The 20570-nt window shown below is 72.0% G+C and carries 16 protein-coding genes; 8 read left to right on the top strand and 8 right to left on the bottom strand.

All coding sequences use genetic code 11. The features are described from left to right. Positions 1-38: 38 nt before the first annotated feature. Entirely contained in the window at positions 39-761 is a 723-nt protein-coding gene (locus KUM38_RS42000; protein WP_374227065.1) for an Rv3235 family protein, read from the top strand. Positions 762-871: 110 nt separating this feature from the next. Here the strand turns inward: KUM38_RS42000 and secA are convergent, their stop codons facing one another. Continuing rightward, positions 872-3718: a preprotein translocase subunit SecA gene (gene secA, locus KUM38_RS21865; RefSeq protein WP_217131115.1), complete on the bottom strand. Its 2847-nt coding sequence runs from the start codon at positions 3716-3718 to the stop codon at positions 872-874. 280 nt (positions 3719-3998) lie between these two features. Between secA and KUM38_RS21870 the strand changes: the two genes are divergently transcribed. Continuing rightward, on the top strand, positions 3999-4568 hold the full coding sequence (locus tag KUM38_RS21870) for a GNAT family N-acetyltransferase (protein ID WP_217131116.1): 570 nt from the start codon (positions 3999-4001) through the stop codon (positions 4566-4568). A gap of 48 nt (positions 4569-4616) precedes the next feature. Then, positions 4617-5804: a winged helix-turn-helix domain-containing protein gene (locus KUM38_RS21875; RefSeq protein ID WP_217131118.1), complete on the top strand. Its 1188-nt coding sequence runs from the start codon at positions 4617-4619 to the stop codon at positions 5802-5804. A 12-nt stretch (positions 5805-5816) separates the two neighbouring features. Here KUM38_RS21875 and KUM38_RS21880 read toward each other — a convergent pair whose 3' ends face one another. The 7 genes from KUM38_RS21880 to mtnA form a co-directional block, all read right to left on the bottom strand. Next, positions 5817-6563, bottom strand: coding sequence for a response regulator transcription factor (locus KUM38_RS21880; RefSeq protein WP_217131119.1), 747 nt, complete (start codon positions 6561-6563; stop codon positions 5817-5819). 202 nt (positions 6564-6765) lie between these two features. Next, positions 6766-7458 carry a ribosome hibernation-promoting factor, HPF/YfiA family gene (hpf, locus tag KUM38_RS21885; RefSeq protein ID WP_217131121.1) on the bottom strand — a complete coding sequence of 231 codons (693 nt, stop codon included), beginning with the start codon at positions 7456-7458 and terminating at the stop codon, positions 6766-6768. 311 nt (positions 7459-7769) lie between these two features. Next, entirely contained in the window at positions 7770-8663 is an 894-nt protein-coding gene (locus tag KUM38_RS21890; RefSeq protein WP_217131122.1) for a ComF family protein, read from the bottom strand. Positions 8664-8744: 81 nt separating this feature from the next. After that, positions 8745-10556, bottom strand: a complete 1812-nt coding sequence (locus KUM38_RS21895) for an LpqB family beta-propeller domain-containing protein (RefSeq protein ID WP_374227064.1) — start codon at positions 10554-10556, stop codon at positions 8745-8747. After that, the gene (mtrB, locus tag KUM38_RS21900) at positions 10543-12810 is read right to left on the bottom strand and encodes an MtrAB system histidine kinase MtrB (RefSeq protein ID WP_217131123.1); all 2268 of its coding nucleotides are present in this window, start codon (positions 12808-12810) and stop codon (positions 10543-10545) included. Before mtrB ends, KUM38_RS21895 begins: the two co-directional genes overlap by 14 nt. Before the next feature lies 1 nt (position 12811). Next, on the bottom strand, positions 12812-13501 hold the full coding sequence (gene mtrA, locus KUM38_RS21905) for a two-component system response regulator MtrA (protein ID WP_004930665.1): 690 nt from the start codon (positions 13499-13501) through the stop codon (positions 12812-12814). 4 nt (positions 13502-13505) lie between these two features. After that, positions 13506-14654, bottom strand: a complete 1149-nt coding sequence (gene mtnA / locus KUM38_RS21910) for an S-methyl-5-thioribose-1-phosphate isomerase (protein ID WP_217131125.1) — start codon at positions 14652-14654, stop codon at positions 13506-13508. Positions 14655-14794: 140 nt separating this feature from the next. Here mtnA and KUM38_RS21915 point away from each other — a divergent pair, with 140 nt between their 5' ends. Genes KUM38_RS21915 through KUM38_RS21935 form a run of 5 tightly spaced genes read left to right on the top strand, consistent with a single transcriptional unit; the run spans position 14795 to position 20417 of the window. Next, positions 14795-16165: a glycerophosphoryl diester phosphodiesterase membrane domain-containing protein gene (locus KUM38_RS21915; RefSeq protein WP_217131127.1), complete on the top strand. Its 1371-nt coding sequence runs from the start codon at positions 14795-14797 to the stop codon at positions 16163-16165. A gap of 4 nt (positions 16166-16169) precedes the next feature. Continuing rightward, a complete protein-coding gene (locus KUM38_RS21920) occupies positions 16170-16925 on the top strand; it encodes a DUF4129 domain-containing protein (RefSeq protein ID WP_217131129.1) in 756 nt (251 codons plus the stop codon). Beyond that, on the top strand, positions 16922-18118 hold the full coding sequence (locus tag KUM38_RS21925; RefSeq protein ID WP_217131131.1) for a DUF4350 domain-containing protein: 1197 nt from the start codon (positions 16922-16924) through the stop codon (positions 18116-18118). The genes KUM38_RS21920 and KUM38_RS21925 overlap by 4 nt, the downstream gene beginning before the upstream one ends. Then, positions 18118-19107 carry a MoxR family ATPase gene (locus KUM38_RS21930; RefSeq protein WP_217131138.1) on the top strand — a complete coding sequence of 330 codons (990 nt, stop codon included), beginning with the start codon at positions 18118-18120 and terminating at the stop codon, positions 19105-19107. The genes KUM38_RS21925 and KUM38_RS21930 overlap by 1 nt, the downstream gene beginning before the upstream one ends. Continuing rightward, on the top strand, positions 19107-20417 hold the full coding sequence (locus KUM38_RS21935; protein WP_217131132.1) for a DUF58 domain-containing protein: 1311 nt from the start codon (positions 19107-19109) through the stop codon (positions 20415-20417). The genes KUM38_RS21930 and KUM38_RS21935 overlap by 1 nt, the downstream gene beginning before the upstream one ends. Positions 20418-20570 lie beyond the last annotated feature (153 nt).

Below are 20570 nucleotides of genomic sequence, written 5' to 3' on the forward strand. Positions count from 1 at the left end.
CCCCAGCCCCTGACGGAGGCCACCCCTCCCCCGCCGCCATCGCGCCTCGTCCGCCCGCGGGAAGGGCCGTACCCGTCTCGTCCCCCGGCGGAAGCCTGCCGTCCCCCACCGGCACCACCCCGCCCCGCGTCCCCGCGCGGGGCCCCGCTGCCGCCACGTCCCCCGGCGGAAAGGACCGCCCGTCCCCCGCCTCCGCTTCCACCCGCCCCACCGACAACCGCCCGCCGACCCGCACGGGCCGGCGCCGACGCCCCGCCGGCACCCCGGCCCCCGCGACCGGGCGCCGAAGGCCCCTGTCCGCCGACGAGGCGGCCTCCGTCCGGGCCTCGCGGGCCGTTCCCGCCGCTGCCGCGCGGCCCCCGGCCGGGATCTCGCCCCCGGGCGCCTCCGGTACGGCACAAGAGACCCCCCGCCGCTCCGCGGTCCCCCAGCCCCGCCCCACCGACCGCTTCGCCGAGCTGCTCCTCGCCGTCCTCAGCGGCCAGCGTCCCGTGCACGCCATGCTGCGGCACACCGCCGGCCGGGCCTACGACGAGCTCGTGCTGCTCGCCGAGCGCGGACCCCTGCGTACCCGGGGTGTCCGCCCCGTCGTACGGGACATCGGCTGGTTCGAGCCGCGCGAGGGCGCCATCGAGGCGTTCGCCCGGATCGGGGCCGGGGACAGGCTGCGCGCCATGGCCTTCCGGCTGGAACAGGGCCGGGACCTGCGCTGGCGCTGCACCGCGGTGGAGCTGGGCGGCCCCCGCCCGCGCACCCGCTGAGGACCCGCTCGCACACCCGCTGAGGACCCGCGCGGGCAACGCCCGAGGGCCGGGCACCCTGGGGTGCCCGGCCCTCGGGCTGCTCACAGCCGCTCCTCGGGGAGCGACGCTCACTTCTTGCGGCGACGCCCGCTCTTCGCCTGCTTGCGGCGCTCCGCGCGCGTGAGGCCGTCCGCCTCGGAGCGCACCGGCTCGTCGTCGGTGGCGAAGTCGCCCTCGATGGTGCCGCCCTCGCCGTCCACCGTCGGCGCGGAGAAGTGCAGGTTCCGCCGCTGCGGGGCGTCGAGCCCCTTCGCGCGGATCTCCGGGCGGGGCCCCGCCTGCGCGGGCACCGCGTCCTTCTTCTCCAGGTCGGCGACCGGCTTGGCCTCCTCGACCGGCACCTCCTCGACCTGCTGCTCGACCTGGACCTCCAGGTTGAACAGGTAGCCGACGGACTCCTCCTTGATGCCGTCCATCATCGCGGTGAACATGTCGAAGCCCTCGCGCTGGTACTCGACCAGCGGGTCCTTCTGCGCCATCGCGCGCAGGCCGATGCCCTCCTGGAGGTAGTCCATCTCGTAGAGGTGCTCACGCCACTTGCGGTCCAGGACCGACAGCACGACCCGGCGCTCCAGCTCACGCATGATCTCGGAACCGAGCTGCGCCTCACGGGCCTCGTACTGCGCGCGGATGTCGTCCGAGATGGACTCGGAGATGAACTCGGCCGTCAGCCCGGCCCGGTCGCCGGCCGCCTCCTCCAGCTCCTCGATGGTGACGCTCACCGGGTACAGCTGCTTGAACGCGCCCCACAGCCGGTCCAGGTCCCAGTCCTCGGGGAAGCCCTCGGCGGTCTCCGCCTGGACGTAGGCCTCGATCGTGTCGTCCATGAAGTGCTGGATCTGCTCCTGCAGGTCCTCGCCCTCCAGGACACGGCGCCGCTCGCCGTAGATGACCTCACGCTGCCGGTTGAGGACCTCGTCGTACTTCAGGACGTTCTTACGCGTCTCGAAGTTCTGCGTCTCCACCTGCGACTGCGCGGACGCGATCGCGCGCGTGACCATCTTGTTCTCGATCGGCACGTCGTCCGGCACGTTCGCCATGGACATCACGCGCTCGACCATCTGCGCCTTGAACAGCCGCATCAGGTCGTCACCGAGCGAGAGGTAGAAGCGGGACTCACCCGGGTCGCCCTGACGGCCGGAACGACCGCGCAGCTGGTTGTCGATGCGCCGCGACTCGTGCCGCTCGGTGCCGAGGACGTACAGGCCGCCGCTCTTCTCGACCTCTTCCTTCTCGGCCTTGACCGCCGCCTCGGCCCGCTCGAGGGCCTCGGGCAGGGCGTGCGCCCACTCCTCGATGTGCTCCTCGGGGTCGAGACCGCGCTGGCGCAGCTCCGCCTCGGCGAGGTCCTCGGGGTTGCCGCCGAGCTTGATGTCCGTACCACGGCCGGCCATGTTGGTGGCCACGGTGACACTGCCCTTGCGGCCGGCCTGGGCGACGATCTGCGCCTCCCGCTCGTGGTGCTTGGCGTTCAGCACCTCGTGCTGGATGCCGCGCTTGCTGAGCTGCTGCGAGAGGTACTCGGACTTCTCCACCGAGGTCGTGCCGACGAGGATCGGCTGACCCTTGCGGTGCTTCTCCTCGATGTCGTCGACGACCGCCTCGAACTTGGCGACCTCGGTGCGGTAGATCAGGTCCGACTGGTCCTTGCGGACCATCGGCCGGTTGGTCGGGATGGGCACCACGCCGAGCTTGTAGATCTGGTGGAACTCGGCGGCCTCGGTCATCGCCGTACCGGTCATGCCGGACAGGCCCGGCTGCTCCTTGCCGTCGTGGTCGTGGCGCTTGTAGAGGCGGAAGAAGTTCTGCAGCGTGATCGTGGCGAGCGTCTGGTTCTCGTCCTTGATCGGCACCGCTTCCTTCGCCTCGATGGCCTGGTGCATGCCCTCGTTGTAGCGGCGGCCGGCGAGGATACGGCCGGTGTGCTCGTCCACGATCATGACTTCGTCATCGATGATGACGTAGTCCTTGTCCTTCTTGAAGAGCTCCTTGGCCTTGATGGCGTTGTTCAGGTAGCCCACCAGCGGGGTGTTCACCGACTCGTACAGGTTGTCGATGCCCAGCCAGTCCTCGACCTTGGCGACACCGGACTCGTGGATGGCGACCGTGCGCTTCTTCTCGTCGACCTCGTAGTCGCCGGTCTCCTCGATGCCCTTGAGCGGGTTGCCGGGCTCACCGCGCTTGAGGCGCTTGACCAACTTGGCGAAGTCGCCGTACCACTTGGTGGCCTGGTCGGCCGGGCCGGAGATGATCAGCGGCGTACGGGCCTCGTCGATGAGGATGGAGTCGACCTCGTCGACGATGGCGAAGTTGTGCCCGCGCTGGACGAGCTCCTCCTTGGACCACGCCATGTTGTCGCGCAGGTAGTCGAAGCCGAACTCGTTGTTCGTGCCGTAGGTGATGTCGCAGGCGTACTGCTCGCGGCGCTGGGCCGGCGTCATGTTGGCGAGGATGCAGCCGACGCTCAGGCCGAGGAAGCGGTGGACGCGGCCCATCATCTCGGAGTCGCGCTCGGCCAGGTAGTCGTTGACCGTGATGATGTGGACGCCCTCACCGGACAGGGCGTTCAGATACGCGGGCAGGGTGCCGACGAGGGTCTTGCCCTCACCGGTCTTCATCTCGGCCACGTAGCCCATGTGCAGGGCGGCGCCGCCCATGATCTGGACGTCGTAGTGCCGCTGGCCCAGGACGCGTCTGGCGGCCTCGCGGACGGTGGCGTACGCCTCGGGGAGCAGGTCGTCCAGGCTCTCACCGTCGGCGTACCGCTGCTTGTACTCATCGGTGAGGGCCCGCAGCTCGGCGTCGGAGAGGCCTTCGAAGTCCTCTTCGATGGAGTTGACCTGGTCCGCGATGCGGTGCAGCTTGCGCAGGATCTTGCCTTCGCCTGCACGCATGATCTTCGAGAGGACGGACACGGGGGTTGGTCTCCTTGCCGGTCGGGCCTGGGACGGTCGGTTTCCATTTCACTGACTGAGCAACGGCCATCGTATGCGAGGACCCCGCCACGCCGGGAGGCCTGCCGCGAGGGTGACCGTCGGCTGCTTCCTATCCGTTTCACGGCTGCCTCAGAAAGGACAACGTCCGGGCCGCTCGGATGGTGCCGCCTCACACCGGCGAATTACGCGAAGGGTGATCATCACCTCACGCACCGCGAAAGGGATGGCGCCGTTCACCCCGCGCGAGCAGAATCGGCCGATGGAACCCGTCACGCTCACCACCGACCGCCTCCTGCTGCGCACGGTCGGCCCGCAGGAGACCGACACCGTGTACGCGATCTGCCAGGACCCGGACATCCAGCGCTGGACCACGATCCCCTCCCCGTACCTGCCCGAGCACGCGCGGGGTTTCACGGAGCAGATCGTGCCCGACGGCTGGGCCGACGGTTCGATGTTCACCTTCGGCGTCTTCCTGCCCACCGGGGAGCTCACGGGCATGCTCGGCATCACCATGCGCTCCCTGGGGACGGGCGAGATCGGCTTCTGGGGCGCGAAGGAGCACCGCGGCAACGGCTACATCACCGAGGCCGCCCTCGCCGCCTCCCGCTGGGCCTTCACCCGGATGTCGGTCGACCGCGTGGAGTGGCGCGCGGAGGTGGGCAACGTCGCCTCCCGCGCGGTGGCGGAGCGCGCGGGCTTCACCATCGAGGGCGTCCTGCGTTCCTCGCTCAGCAACAAGGGAGTGCTGCGGGACTGCTGGGTGGGTTCCCTGCTCCCGTCCGACCTGGGACTTCCCTCCACGGCGCCCTACGTTCCCGGGCGGGGGTGAGCCCGGGCCCACCGCCGTTGTCAGTGCCGCCCTCTATCGTTCGGACGCATGACGACCCTTCCGCGTCCCACCACGGAACTGACGGCAGACGAGGCCCGCCGCATCGTCCTGCGGGCCCAGGGGTTCCTCGGCGCCCCGGACCGCCGCTCGGGTGTCCGGGGCGTCCTCCGCCACCTGGGCGCGGTGCAGCTCGACACCATCTCCGTCCTCGCCCGCTCCCACGAGCTCATCCCGTACGCCCGTCTGGGCGCCGTGGGGCGCCGGACCGTGGAGGAGGCGTACTGGAAGCAGGCGGACCAGCCGCCGCACGCGTTCGAGTACTGGTCGCACGCCGCGTGCGTCCTCCCCGTCGAGGAGTGGCCCCACTTCGCCTTCCGCCGCCGCGCCTACCGCGCCCGCCCGCTCTGGAACCACGACCTCCCCGACGGCACCTACGACCAGGTGATCAAGCAGCTCCGCGCGGAGGGCCCCCTGACGGCCACGGAGCTGGGCGGTGCCAAGCGCACCAGCGAGTGGTGGGACTGGTCCGGCACCAAGGTCGCCGTCGAGCGCGCCCTGATGTACGGCGAGGTGGTGTGTGTCGAGCGCCGCGGCTGGAAGCGGGTCTACGACCTCGCCGAGCGGGCGATCCCCGCTCAGTTGCTGCACGACGAGCTGGACGACGCCGAGTGCCTGCGCCGTCTGGTCCGCCTGGCCGGCCGGTCCCTCGGTGTGGGCACGCGCGCGGACATCGCCGACTACCACCGCCTCAGGGGTGAGCAGGTCGACGCGGTGATCGACGACTCGGGCCTGGTCCCGGTCACGGTGGAGGGCTGGTCCAAGCCGGCCTGGGCCGATCCGGCGGCCCTGGCGACACCGCCGCGCGGCCGGCACCGTACGACGCTGCTGTCCCCGTTCGACTCCCTGGTCTGGGAACGGGCGCGCACGGAGCGGATCTTCGGCTTCACCCACCGGCTGGAGGCCTACGTGCCCAAGCCCAAGCGGGTGCACGGCTATTTCGCGATGCCCGTCCTCGCGGGCGGCCGGCTCGTCGGCCGGGTCGACCCGGCCCGTGAGGGCCGCACGCTGGTGGCCAAGCAGGTCACGCTGGACGGCCGCAAGGCGGTCCCCGCCGTGGTCCAGGCCCTGGTGGAGGCGGCGGGCTGGGTGGACTGCACGGACGTGCGCGTGGAGCGGGTCGACGTACCGGAGCTGCGCGAGGCCCTCACCCTGGAGCTCGCCCGGGCCCTGGCCTGACGCGGGGTGCCGTCACCGGATCTCGAGGATCTTCTCCCGCATCGCGTAGACCACCGCTTCCATCCTGGAATGCAGCTGGAGCTTCTCCAGGATGTTGCGCACGTGGTTCTTCACGGTGTTCTCGGAGATGAACAGTTCCTTGGCGATGTCGCGGTTGTTCATTCCCGTGGCCACCAGCTTGAGGACTTCGAGTTCACGGTCCGTCAGCCGGGGCGCGGGCACCAGTCGGCGCTCGTCGGTGCGCTGGATCATCGACTTGAACTCGGTGAGCAGTTTCGACGCCATGGACGGGCTGATCTGCGACTGCCCGTCGGCCACCGCGCGAATGGCGGTGGCCACCTCGTCCGTGGAGATCTCCTTGAGGAGATAACCGGTCGCGCCCGCCTTGATGGCGTCGTAGAGATCGGCCTCCTCATCGCTGATCGTCAGCATGATGATCTTCGCGCTGGGGGCGACCTCCTTGATGGAGGTGCACGCCTCGATCCCGCCCCGCTTGGGCATCCGCACGTCCATCAGGACGATGTCGGGCAGCAGGTCGGCCGCCTTCTCCACCGCCTCGGCGCCGTCTCCCGCCTCGCCGACGACCTGGATGTCCTCCTCGGCCTTGAGCACGATCTCCAGTCCGCGGCGGAACAGCGCGTGGTCGTCCACCACAAGGACTCTGATCGGCTCCTTGCGTGGAGTGTCCGCGTCCGGGCCCATGCCGACGACGCCGCCGTCGGCATCCTCGTCACGCATCGGTCCGAAGCTGTCCGCCATCGTTCCTCCCCCTGAAGGCTGTGGCCTGTGGTCCTGACCATTGCCAACCCAAGGCAACGGCCCACCGGTTGGGCCGTTGCAACCATGATTCCATGCCCCGCCGACACCGGAGTGCCGGTGTGTGCGCCCAGCGGTCGCACACCGGTGCCCCTGGGGGCGCACACGCGCACCAGGGGCACCGGCTCGGCCGTCACGCGGCGGGTCAGCCGCCGAGCGTCCCGCCCGCCTCGGGGGACTGCGTCTGGGTGACCATCGTGTCCGTGCTGAGGTGGATCACACCGTAGTCGTAGGCGTGCCGCCGGTAGACGACGCTGGGCTCCTTGGTCTCGGAGTCGATGAACAGATAGAAGTCGTGCCCGACCAGCTCCATTTCGTAGAGAGCCTGATCGAGGGTCATGGGCGCCGCCACGTGGGTCTTCTCACGGACGATCAGGGGTCCGTCGCCCTGGACTTCCAGGGAGCCGATCTTCTTGGTGGGAACGGCTTCCCGCTCTTCCGTGACGGAGCCCGCGCCGGCCCCGTTGAGTGTCGCCGCGCCCGGGACGTGGTCGGGGACCTCGGCCGCCGAGATCCTGCGCGCACCGCGCCGCGAGAAACGCTTGTCGTGCTGCTTGCGCAGCCGGGCGTCCAGTTTCTCCGCTGCCAGGTCGAGCGCCGCGTACGGATCGCTCGCCGCTGCCTCCGCCCGGATCACCGGACCGCGGGAGCGGAGCGTGATCTCCACCCGGTCACTGCGGTCGGCCTGTCGGGGGTTGGGCTCCTTGGACACCTCGACGTCGAGGCTGATCACCTTGCCATCGAGCTTCTGGATCTTCTCCAGGTTCAGCTTCTCGGCCACGTGCTTCCGGAACCGCTCGGGCACCTCGGTCTTGCGGCCCTTGACGACGATGTCCACGCAGAACTCCGTTCCCGGATCACTCCGCCTCGGTGCGGAGCGTCTCCCTTTTGCACCAAGTTCCGGTGACGCCCGGAACCTCGGACTCGGTGACGTCCACCTCCTCCCCCATGGGCGAGATCTCCACTCCACCGGCACGGGTGATAACGAAAAACCCGCAGCACGGCAATCGGATTCGAGAGGTGTGGCCTGCGGCTTTCCCTCACAACCGAACATATCTCGCCCGGACGGATGTCGTCACCCTCTCTCGCGCCATACCTCCATTCTGGTGAATTGACCCTCTCATTACCTGCAACGACGCACGTTCTCAATCAGTTCCGGTTTATTTCGAAAGCGTCCGGAGACGCCGCGACGACGGCCGCGCACATCCCGTCGATGATCCCGTCGGCGCTGCCCGCGCCCGCCGTGACCGGCGGCCGTCCGGGCCGCCGACCCGCCCTCTGTTGAGCTGGTCCGTTCCGCTGTTCTCCTCTCCCTTCCCACGTCTCCCCCCAGTACACGGACGCGGGCATTGAAATACTCGATCCGACGCCCCGGTCCGGCGACTCGGCCCACGACCGCGCCCGTACGGCACGCGCGGCCTCGGCCAGCGACGCCCCGGTCGTCATCAGGTCGTCGACCAGGACGACCCGGCCTGCCGAGAGCAGCCGGCCACAGCCCGGGGCCACCGTCAGCGCGCCCGCGAGATTGGCCAGCCGCTGCCGGGAGTCGAGCCCCGACTGATCGGCCACGTCCCGTCGCTGCCGCAGCGCGGGAAGCACTCGTGCGGGTACCCCCGCCCGCCTCAGCTCACCCGCCGCCGCGTACGCGATCCGCCGCGCGGGATCGTGCCCGCGCGCCCGCACCGCCCGCCGCGCGGAGGGCACGGGGACGAGCAGCACCGGGCGGCCGCCCGCACACGGCGCACGGACCGCTCCCAGCCCCGCCCGCACCGCTCCCGCCAGCGCCTCGCCGAGCGGCCCGGAGAGGGCCAGGGCACCCCGCTCCTTGTGCGCCAGCAGCGTGGCGCGCACCTCGTCCGCGTACCGGGCCGCCGCGTGCACCGCCGGCAGCCCGGCCGGCTCGGGCACCGGCCGCACCCGGCACGGCACGGCCCCGCTCAGCTCCGTACGGCACCAGGCGCAGAGCACCGTACGAGGCCTGCCGCAGCCGCCGCACTCGGCCGGGAGCACCAGATCGGCGAGGTCCTGCCACCAGTCCCGCATGGGACCACTGTGCCAACGCCCTCCGCACCCGGCCACCCCTGTGGATAACCCGGGGGACGGGTCGGGACCGGCCGGCCCGGCTCACCCCGGATAGACCGGCGCGGTTCCCTCCGTCACCCTCTGCCACTGCGCCCCCGAGGGCAGCCGTACGATCCCGTCCACCGAGTAGGCCATCAGCGGCACCTGTTCGTCCTCGGAGGCGGTGACGGCCTTGACCCCGGTCAGGGCGGCGGGCGGCGGCACGTCCGGTGTGGAACCGTCGACCTCGACGTACTTCATCTGCTCCACCCCTCCCTGCTCGCGTCCGACCACCACGAGCCGGCTGTCCCCGGCCCAGGACATGGCCGTGACGTGCTCCAGCTCCGGCGTCGCGGAGCGCGGGTCCAGCACGGTGACCGTCGGCCGCTCGTCCGTCCCACCGCTCCGGTCGATCCGCCCGACCATCAGGGAACGCCGGTCGTCCTTCTCCACGACGAGCGCGATCCGCACCCCGTCCGCGGCCACCCGGACCGCCCGCACCCGGCCGTCCAGTCCCGGCGTCCGCACCTGGACCGGCTCGTCCTCGCCCTCCTCCAGGAGGTACAGCCGCGGGTCGGCGGGGTCGCTGTCGGCCACCCACAGTCCACCCTGCGCGTCCCAGCTGGGCGTGGTCAGCCTGTCCTCCTCGGTCTTGCCCGTGCTGCTCAGCACGGGCTCCCCGAGGGAACTCCCCGACACCAGCGAGGAGACGAACAGCGACTTGCCGTCGATGGCGACCCCGGCCGCGGTCCGCTCGTCCCGGGCGACCGCCACCGACCGCAGCGCCTTCTCGCCCTCGCCCAGCGCCCCGGGCACCGGCGCGGGCTCGGTGTCGCTGCTGCCCGCGGTGAGCCGCACGAGCCGGCGCTTGTCGTCGACGAAGTACAGGTGGTCGAGCCGGCCCAGCGCGCCCCGGGTGGCCACGGTCTCGGCGCCCTCCTGGGCGAGCGAGCACAGCTGCCCGCCGTCGGCCCGCAGTTCGACCTCGTCCACCGCGGGGCTGAGCGTGCGCAGCGTGAACAGCAGCTGGGCCGCCATCTCCTCGCACCGGCCGGTGCCGACCTCGGCCGCCTTGTCGTTGAGCGGCACGATCAGCCTGCCCCGGTCGTCCGGGGTCAGCGGGCCGGCGCCCTTCCGCAACGCCGTCCCCGCGGGGAAGCCGGTCCTGACGGCGGGGTCCAGCCAGGTCGTGGGCCCTTCGATGAGGGAACGCACCATCTGGGTCGTGGGGTCCACGTGACTGCGCACGTAGACGGGGTCGGCGACCGTCATCGGCGGCGATCCCGCGTCGTCCGAGGCGAAGTAGTACTTGTTGACGGACATGTAGTTGCGCTGGAAGTCCGACTTGCCCATGACGACACCCTGCGGCACCGCGTCGATGCGCCACTGCTCGGTCTTGGCGTCCTTCGTGAGATGCACCAGCTCGTCGTAGGACCCGGAGGCCGGCGCGTACGACTGCTGCGCGTCCACCATGGCGACCTTGGTCCCGGTCAGCGTGTAGGACAGGGAACCGGTGTCCTGCTGGTCCGGGCTGTCGGCCTGGGCACCCGGCCCGTTCGCCAGCACGGTGGTGGACAGCTCCGGCTTCCAGGTCTTCGCCGCCTCGCGGGTCAGGTACTGGCGCGCGGTCTTGTAGTCGGGGTCGTCACTGGTCAGCGCCTCCAGGAAGCCCTGCACGATCTGCGTGGGGGTGGCGTCCTCACTGGGCGGCATGGCGAACACCCGCACCTGCGCGTCCTGTCGCGGCGTCGACTCCACGCCCCGCAGGTCCCCGCTGTCGGGCATCGAGGCGCACCCGGCCAGCAGGACGACCCCACTGGCGGCGTACGCCACCGTCCGCACCGGCACCCCCCGGCCGCGCTCACCGCCGCCCACGCGAAGCCTCCCCGTCCCGGTCCATATCCCGTGCCTCACTCCGACCGCCCTCGCCACCGGCCGCCCCGGCCCCGCTCTCCGGCTCCCGGCCGGCCTCCGGATCCCGGTCACGCCCATCGGCCGCGCCCGGCCCCGAACCGTCGCCGCGCGCGGCGGAAGCCGCCGCGTCCCCGTCGTGCCCGTCGTCCGGCCGTCCCGCGGAACCGCCGCCGGCCTCCGGGAACTCGTCGTCGCCCTGGGGCCCGTTCTGCGCCCCGGATGTCATCCGCGTACTGCCCGTTCGTGCCGGCGGGGTGGGCCGGGCCACCACGCGTGCGCCGTTGCCGGGCAGTGCGGTGGGGTCGGCCGTCGGGGTGGCGGGCGCCGGCCTCAGCGCGAACGGATCCCGCGCCGCCCGCGCCGACCCGTCGGTGCCCGCCTGCCGCGCCGACACCGTCGCGCGCTTCTCGCCGTCCCCGCCGTCGGGCGGCAGACCGGCGGCGTCCGGTCCGCGGTCGCGCCGCGAGTCCTTGGGCTCCAGCGGTATCGGCGACCCCCTCAGCGGCTCGTCCGCGGTCCTGGGCAGCGTCAGCCGGAACTGCGAGCCGCCGCCCGGCTCGCCCCACGCCTGGAGCCAGCCGCCGTGCAGCCGCGCGTCCTCCAGGGCGATGGACAGCCCCAGCCCCGTACCGCCGGTGGTACGCGCGCGTGCCGGGTCGGCCCGCCAGAAGCGGCTGAAGACCCGGGTCGCCTCACCGGGCTTGAGCCCGACGCCGTAGTCGCGCACCGCCACCGCCACCGCCCCGCCGGCCGCGGCGAGCTTGACGACGACGTCCCTGCCCTCGCCGTGCTCCACCGCGTTGACGACCAGGTTGCGCAGCACGCGCTCCACGCGCCGCGCGTCGGCCTCGGCGACGACGGGCTGCTGGTCGCCGACGATCCTGATCCGCGTGCCCTTGCGCTCGGCGAGCGGCTCCGCCCCGCTGACCACCCGCCGTACGACCTCGCGCAGGTCTATCGGCTCCGCCTCCAGCGCCGCCGCGCCCGCGTCGAAGCGGCTGATCTCCAGCAGGTCCGCGAGCAGCGACTCGAACCGGTCCAGCTGGTCGGCGAGCAGCTCCGCCGACCGCGCGGTCACCGGATCGAAGTCCTCGCGCGCCTCGTGGATGACGTCCGCGGCCATCCGCACGGTCGTCAGCGGCGTCCGCAGCTCGTGCGACACGTCCGACACGAACCGGCGCTGCATCCGCGACAGGTCCTCGAGCTGGTTGATCTTCAGCTGGAGGTTCTGCGCCATCTTGTTGAACGCCTCGCCGAGCCGCGCGATGTCGTCCTCGCCGGTGACCTTCATACGTTCCTGCAGCCGCCCCGCGGACAGCCGCTCGGCGATCCCGGCCGCCATCCGCACCGGCGTGACGACCTGGCGCACCACGAGCCAGGCGATCGCCCCGAGGAGTACGACGACGAACAGCCCGGCGGTCGCCAAGGTGCCCTTGACGAGGCTCAGCGACTTCTCCTCCTGGGTGAGCGGGAAGAGGTAGTACAGCTGGTACGGGTCGCTGTTGGGGTCGTTGACCTGCTTGCCGATGACCAGGGCGGGCTGGGACTCCTTCTCGTCGTTGTAGACGACGCGCGTGTAACTCTGGGCCGCCGAGGTGCTGGAGTCGATCCGCTCCCGCAGGTCCGCGGGCACACTGACCGTCGGATTGACCTCACCGGAGGCGCGCGGTCCGCGCCCACTGCCGCTCTCGTCGCCCGCGGGCAGGGTCACCACGTCGAAGGCGCCCTGTCCACCACTGGAGAGCGACTCCACGAGGTCGCTCATCCACTGGATGACGCTCTGCGAGGGACGACCGTCCACCGCGGTGCCGTCGCCGCCCGTGACGCTCACGGCCTCCTCGGCCTGCTGTTTGGCCACCGCGAACCCGCCGGTGGCCTGGCTCTGCGACGCCTTCACCTTGGCGTCCAGCAGACCGTTGCGCACCTGGCCGATGACGACGAAGCCCAGCAGCAGGACCACGCCCAGCGACATCAGCAGCGTGGTGACGACGACCTTGAGCTGGATGTTGCGCCGCCACAGCCGCATGACGGGCAGCAGCGGCCGGCGCACCCAGCGCACGAACAACCGGATCACCGGGCTGCCCTGGACCCCGCCCTGCAGCAGCCCGCTGTCGAGCAGGCGCCCCCAGCGGGAGCCCGAGGTCTTCCGGCCGACAGGCCGCCCCGGACGGCCCCCGGACCGGCCGGGCGCCGAAGCGGCACTGTCCCCGGACATGTCAGCTCGGTCCTGCCTTGTATCCGACACCACGGACGGTCACCACGATCTCCGGCTTCTCCGGGTCCTTCTCGACCTTGGAGCGCAGCCGCTGCACATGCACGTTCACCAGCCGGGTGTCCGCCGCGTGGCGGTAGCCCCAGACCTGCTCAAGCAGCACCTCACGCGTGAACACCTGCCACGGCTTGCGGGCGAGCGCGACCAGCAGGTCGAACTCCAGCGGCGTCAGCGCGATCGACTGCCCGTCCCGCTTCACGGAGTGCCCGGCCACGTCGATCACCAGGTCACCGATGGCGAGCTGCTCCGGCGCCGGCTCCTCCGACCTGCGCAGCCGCGCCCGGATACGGGCCACCAGCTCCTTCGGCTTGAACGGCTTCACGATGTAGTCGTCGGCCCCGGACTCCAGGCCCACCACGACATCGACGGTGTCGCTCTTCGCCGTGAGCATCACGATCGGCACCCCGGACTCCGCCCTGATCAGGCGGCACACCTCGATGCCGTCCCGGCCGGGCAGCATCAGGTCCAGGAGCACCAGATCGGGCTTGGCCTCGCGAAAGGCGGCGAGCGCCTTGTCACCGTCGGCTACGAAAGACGGCTCAAAACCTTCACCGCGCAGCACGATGCCGAGCATCTCGGCCAGTGCGCTGTCGTCGTCGACGACAAGGACTCGTCCCTTCATAAACGACATCATCCCATTAGCTAATCGTTACCTGGCGTGACCTGGCACACAGCGCGGCCAGAGCCCCGGCTGTCACGGGCGAAACGGCACCCTCTTCGGTGACGATCGCCGTCACCAGCTCCGGCGGTGTCACGTCGAACGCCGGGTTGTACGCCTGGGTCCCCAGAGGTGCCACCGGAATCCCCCCTCCCGCTTCCGTTCCGGCCACCGGCACCTGCGGTGCCGTGATCTCCGTCACCTCATGCCCGGGGCGCTGCTCGACCTCGATGGACGCCCCGTTCGGCGTCCCCAAGTCCACCGTCGTCACCGGTGCCACCACGATGAACGGCACATGGTGGTACCGCGCGAGCACCGCGAGCGGATAGCTCCCCACCTTGTTCGCCACCGATCCGTCGGCCGCGATGCGGTCCGCACCGATGAGCACCGCGTCCACCTCGCCCGCCGCGAACAGCGATCCCGCCGCGTTGTCGGTGAGCAGGGTGTACGCCATGCCGCTGCGGGCCGCCTCGTATGCCGTCAGGCGAGCACCTTGCAGCAACGGACGCGTTTCGTCCACCCACAGGCGCCGAAGCCGCCCCGCCCGGTGCGCCGCCAGCGCCACCGCGAACGCCGTCCCCTCGCCGCCCGACACCAGCGAACCGGTGTTGCAGTGCGTGAGGACCCGGTGCCCGCCGCCGGGCAGCAGCTCGTCGAGGAACGTCAGCCCGTGCTCGGCCATCCGGGCACTGGCCTCGGCGTCCTCCCGGTGCAGCTGCCGTGCCGCGGCCAGCGCGGCCCCGGCCGCCTGCCCGGCGTCCCCGCCACGGGCGAGGACGGCCTGGTGGGCGGAGTGTGCACGGCGCACGCCGACGGCGAGGTTCACCGCGGTGGGCCGGGCGCTCTCCAGCGCCGCCGCCGCGTCGTCCACGTCGAAGCCCCGTACGGCGGCGAGCGCGACGCCGTAGGCTCCCGCGATGCCCAGCAGAGGAGCACCGCGCACGGCGAGCGAGCGGATCGCCTCCACCAGCGCCGGCGCATCCGTACAGACGAGTTCGACCTCCTCGGCCGGCAGCCTCGTCTGGTCGAGCAGGACCAGGACGGGACCTTCGGGTGGCTCTTCCCAGCGCAGTGCCGGAATCTCGGTCGGCCGTGTGTTGTCGCCGCTGTGCGCGTACTGATCAGCCATGCGGCCAGTCTGCCCCCTGTCGCGCGGACAATTGAAGGTGCGCAGCCCTCACCTCGGCAGGTCAGTTGATGACCACCCCATGGCACGATGGCAGCCAAGCCGCCGCCGCGACCGCGGACGGGCACCGTGAAGGAGCGACGATGAACGACACTCCGGGCTGGGCCTCGCCCGGATCCGCCCCGTCCGAAGGGCAGGAACCGGGCGCGTCCGGCCCTGCCGAGCCCGCCGACCGTCCAGGCCCCCAGCACCCCGCCGACCAGCCCCGGCAGCCCGGCCCGGCTCCCCAGGACCCGGGCGTGAAGTGGTCGAAGGAACAGCCACCACCCGGCCAGTGGTCCGCGCCCACCGGCCCGCCCGGCCCCACGGGCCCCGGCCAGGCCCCTCCGCCCCCGTCGCCCGGCCCGGGCTGGGGCACCCCGCCGCCCGCCGGCCCCGGCGGTTACGGCGGCGGCCACACAGGCCCCGGCGGACCCGGTGGATACGGCGCCTGGGGAGGCAACTGGGGCGGCGGTTGGGGAGGCCCCCCGCCCGCGGCCAAGCCCGGCGTCATCCCGCTCCGCCCGCTCGGCGTGGGCGAGATCCTCGACGGCGCCGTCTCCACCATGCGCACCTATTGGCGCACGGTCCTCGGCATCTCGCTGACCGTCGCCGTCCTCACCGAGATCGTCGTCGTGCTGCTCCAGGGCCTCGCCCTGGACACCTCCAGCACCGCGGTCCTCAACGACCCCAGCGCCACCCTCGGCGAACTGACCGACGCCATGGGCGACGCCCTGCTCAACTCCGGCGTGGTCTTCCTGGTCACCCTGGTCGGCACCGTCGCCGCCACCGCCCTGCTCACGACCGTCACCAGCCGCGCGGTACTCGGCAAGCCGGTCACCACCGGCGAGGCCTGGCGTGACGCCCGCCCCCAGATCGTCAAGCTGTTCGGTCTGATCTGCCTGCTGCTGCTCATCACCGTCGGCATCATGGCCGTCGGCGCGCTGCCCGGCTTCCTCGTCACCCTCGCCGCGGGCAGCGACGTGGGCGTCGCGCTCACCGTCCTGGGCCTGGTCGGCGCCACTGTCGTCACCCTGTGGCTCATGATCCGCCTGTCGCTGGCCTCGCCCACGCTGATGCTGGAGAAGCAGGGCATCGTGAAGGCGATGAGCCGCTCCGCCAAACTGGTGCGCGGATCCTGGTGGCGGGTCTTCGGCATCCAGTTGCTCGCGACGATCATCGCGAACGTCGTCGCGTCGATCATCGTCATCCCGTTCACCTTCCTCGCCTCGGCCCTCAGCGGGGACGGCGTCACCGGTTTCCTCAACAGCGCCGGCGGCGACATCGGCTGGACGTTCCTCATCGTCAGCGGCATCGGCTCGGTCATCGGCTCCATGATCACGTTCCCGATCACGGCCGGCGTCACCGTGCTCCTCTACGTCGACCAGCGCATCCGCCGCGAGGCCCTCGACCTCGAACTGGCCCGCGCCGCAGGCGTCCAGGGCTACGGCCCCGGCACCACCCCGGGGAGCTGATGGCGTGACCGCCACGGGGGGAGTTCTCACATCCGTACAGGCGCTGCCCGCGGCCGCCGACACAGCCGTACACCTGCTGCTGCGCGGCGACGACGAGCCGCCCGTCACCCTCCCGCGCGACCCCGCGCGGGAGGCGGCCCGGCGCGAACTGTCCAAAGGCATGTACCACGAGAACGACCCCAGCTGGTTCCAGCAGGCCCTCGACACCTTCTGGGAATGGGTCGACAAGCTGTTCGGCGCCGCCTCCACCGCGACACCCGGCGGCACACTCGGCCTGATCGTCATCATCGCGGCCGTGATCGCCGTCCTGGGCGCCCTGTGGTGGCGCCTGGGCACCCCGCGCCGCGGGCCGACCTCGGCCCCCGCCCTGTTCGACGACCGCCCCCGCAGCGCCGCCGAACACCGCGCGGCCGCCGAGGCGCACGCCGCCCAGGGCCACTGGAACCAGGCCGTCCAGGAACGCATGCGGGCCGTCGTCCGCGCCCTGGAGGAACGCGCCCTGCTCGACGCCCGCCCCGGCCGCACCGCCGACGAGGCCGCCGCGGAGGCCGGCCGCGCCCTGCCCGCCCACACCGCCCGGCTGCACACCGCCGCCCGTGCCTTCGACGACGTCACATACGGCGGCCGGGCCGCCACGGAACAGTCGTACCGGCAGCTCGCCGAACTCGACCGCGACCTGGAACGCACCAAACCACAACTCGCGGACGGCGGCAGCACCCACAGCACGGACGCCAACGCCCACCGGGGAGCCGCCGGATGACGACCGAGGTCACGCTCCCGCCCACCTCGGCCTCGCCCACCGCACGCCAGGTGTGGACCCGTGCACGAGGCATCACCCTGGCGCTGGTACTGCTGCTCGCGGCGGCCGTCGCCATCGCCGTGATCCGCTCCGACACCCGGCACGGCGAACTCGACCCGCGCTCCGCCGACCCCTACGGCAGCCGCGCCGTCGCCGAACTCCTCGCCGACCGCGGCGTGGACACCCGCGTGGTCACCACCCTCGACGAGGCCACCGCCGCGGCCGGCCCCGAAACGACCCTCCTGGTCGCCGTCCCCGACCTGCTGACCGCACCGCAGCAGTCCCGGCTGCACTCCGCCACCGCCGAATCCGGCGGCCGCACCGTCCTGGTCTCCTCCGGCAGCGCCTCCGTCGAACGGCTCGCCCCCGGCGTCACCGCCGACCCGGCCACCAGCTTCGACTCCACCCTCTCCCCCGACTGCGACCTGCCCGCCGCCCGCCGCGCGGGCACCGCCGACCTGGGCGGCATCCGCTACACCACCACCCACCTCACCGCCGACGAGTGCTACCCCAGCGAGCGCCTCGCCACCCTGCTGCGCATCCCGGCCCCCTCCGGCGACGGCGACACCGTCCTCCTCGGCGCACCCGACATCCTCCTCAACGACCGCCTCGACGAGCACGGCAACGCCTCGCTCGCCCTCCAACTCCTCGGCTCCCGCCCTCATCTGGTCTGGTACCTCCCCTCGCTCGCCGACGCCTCCGCCGCCTCCGAAGAGGACGCGCGAGGCTTCTTCGACCTGCTCCCCTCCGGCTGGCTGTGGGGCACCCTGCAACTCTTCATCGCGGCAGCCTTGGCCGCCCTCTGGCGGGCACGCCGACTCGGCCCCCTGGTACCCGAGAAACTCCCCGTGGCGATCCGCGCCTCCGAAACCGTCGAAGGCCGCGCCCGCCTCTACCGCAAGGCGAACGCCCGCGACCGCGCGGCCACCTCTCTTCGCTCCACCACCCGCACGCGCCTCGCCCCCCTCGTAGGCATCCCCGTCTCCCAGGCACACGCGCCCGAGGCCCTGCTCCCCGCGCTGTCCGCCCACCTCCAGGGCGACGGACAGTCCCTGCACACCCTCCTCTTCGGCCCGCCCCCGGGCGACGACGCCGCACTCATCCAGCTCGCCGACCACCTCGACGCCCTCGAAAGAGAGGTACGCCGTCCATGATGGACCCGACCACTGACAACGCCGCGCACACCGGGGACCCGGCCGCCGCCCGGGCCTCCCTGGAGGCCCTGCGCGCCGAGATCGCCAAGGCCGTGGTCGGCCAGGATCCCGCGGTGACCGGCCTCGTCGTCGCCCTGCTCTGCCGCGGCCACGTCCTCCTCGAAGGCGTCCCCGGCGTCGCCAAGACCCTCCTCGTCCGCGCCTTGGCGGCCGCCCTCGAACTCGACACCAAGCGCGTCCAGTTCACCCCCGACCTGATGCCGAGCGACATCACCGGCTCCCTGGTCTACGACGCCCGCACCGCCGAGTTCTCCTTCCAGCCCGGCCCGGTCTTCACCAACCTCCTCCTCGCGGACGAGATCAACCGCACACCCCCGAAGACCCAGTCCTCCCTCCTGGAGGCCATGGAGGAGCGCCAGGTCACGGTCGACGGCACCCCCCGCCCCCTGCCCGACCCCTTCCTGGTCGCCGCGACCCAGAACCCGGTCGAGTACGAGGGCACCTACCCCCTCCCCGAAGCCCAGCTGGACCGCTTCCTCCTCAAACTGACCATCCCCCTGCCCTCCCGCCAGGACGAGATCGACGTCCTCACCCGCCACGCCGGGGGCTTCAACCCGCGCGACCTGCGCGCCGCCGGTGTACGCCCCGTCGCGAACGCCGCCGACCTGGAAGCCGCCCGCCGCGCGGTCGCCGAAACGACGGTCTCCCCCGAGATCACCGCCTACGTCGTGGACATCTGTCGCGCCACCCGCGAGTCGCCGTCCCTCACCCTCGGCGTCTCCCCCCGAGGCGCCACCGCGCTCCTGGCCACCGCCCGCGCGTGGGCCTGGCTGACCGGCCGCGACTACGTCATCCCCGACGACGTGAAGGCCCTCGCCCTGCCCACGCTCCGCCACCGCGTCCAGCTCCGCCCGGAGGCCGAGATGGAAGGCGTCACGACCGACTCGGTCATCAACGCGATCCTCGCCCACGTCCCCGTCCCCCGCTGATGGCACTCACCGGACGCGCCGCCCTGCTCGCGGCCCTCGGCTCCCTGCCCGTCGGCCTCTGGGAACCCGGCTGGGCCGGCATCCTCGCCGTCAATGCCCCCCTGGCCATGGCCTGTGCCTGCGACTTCGCCCTGGCCGCCCCCGTACGCCGCCTCGGCCTGACCCGCTCCGGCGACACCTCGGTACGCCTGGGCGACACCGCCGACGTCACCCTGACGATCACCAACTCGTCCGGCCGCCCGTTGCGCGCCCGCATCCGCGACGCCTGGCCCCCCAGCAGCTGGCAGCCCGGCACGGAGGTGACGGCCTCCCGCCACCGCCTGACGATCCCCCCGGGTGAACGCCGGCGCATCACGACCCGCCTGCGCCCCACCCGCCGCGGCGACCGCCACGCCGACCGCGTCACCATCCGCTCCTACGGCCCCCTCGGCCTCTTCGCCCGCCAGGGCACCCACAAGGTCCCATGGGCGGTACGCGTCCTCCCGCCCTTCACCAGCCGCAAACACCTGCCGTCCAAACTGGCCCGGCTGCGCGAACTGGACGGCCGCACAAGCGTCCTTACCCGAGGCGAGGGAACGGAGTTCGACAGCCTGCGCGAGTACGTCCCCGGCGACGACACCCGCTCCATCGACTGGCGCGCCACCGCCCGCCAGTCCGCGGTCGCGGTACGCACCTGGCGTCCCGAACGCGACCGTCACATCCTGCTGGTCCTCGACACCGGCCGCACCTCCGCGGGCCGCGTCGGCGACGCTCCCCGCCTGGACGCCTCCCTGGACGCGGCCCTGCTCCTCGGGGCCCTCGCCTCCCGTGCCGGCGACCGCGTCGACCTCCTGGCCTACGACCGCCGCCTGCGCGCCCTCGTCCAGGGCCGTACGGCGGGCGACGTGCTCCCGTCCCTCGTCAACGCCATGGCCACCCTCGAACCCGAGCTCGTCGAAACCGACGCCCGGGGTCTGACAGCGACGGCACTCCGTACGGCGCCCCGCCGGTCGCTGATCGTGCTGCTCACGACCCTGGACGCCGCTCCCATCGAGGAGGGGCTGCTGCCCGTCCTGGCCCAGCTGACCCAGCGCCACACGGTTGTCCTTGCCTCGGTGGCGGACCCGCACATCGCCAGGATGGCCAAGGCACGCGGAAACACCGACGCGGTGTACGAGGCAGCGGCAGCAGCCCAGGCTCACACGGAACGCGACCGCACCGCGGAACAACTCCGCCGCCGTGGCGTCACGGTCGTGGACGCGACTCCGGAAGAACTGGCGCCGGCACTCGCGGACGCGTATCTGGCTTTGAAGGCGGCTGGGCGTCTGTGATTCACGGGGGCGGCGGGTCGGGATTTCGGTCGGGATTTCGAGGGCCCGCTGCCCTCTGAAACGCAGAAAACCCCGCACCATACGGTGCGGGGTTTTCCCGAAGAATTGTTCGGCGGCGTCCTACTCTCCCACAGGGTCCCCCCTGCAGTACCA

This window comes from Streptomyces sp. AC558_RSS880 (genome assembly GCF_019049255.1).
In the GTDB taxonomy this organism is placed as follows: domain Bacteria; phylum Actinomycetota; class Actinomycetes; order Streptomycetales; family Streptomycetaceae; genus Streptomyces.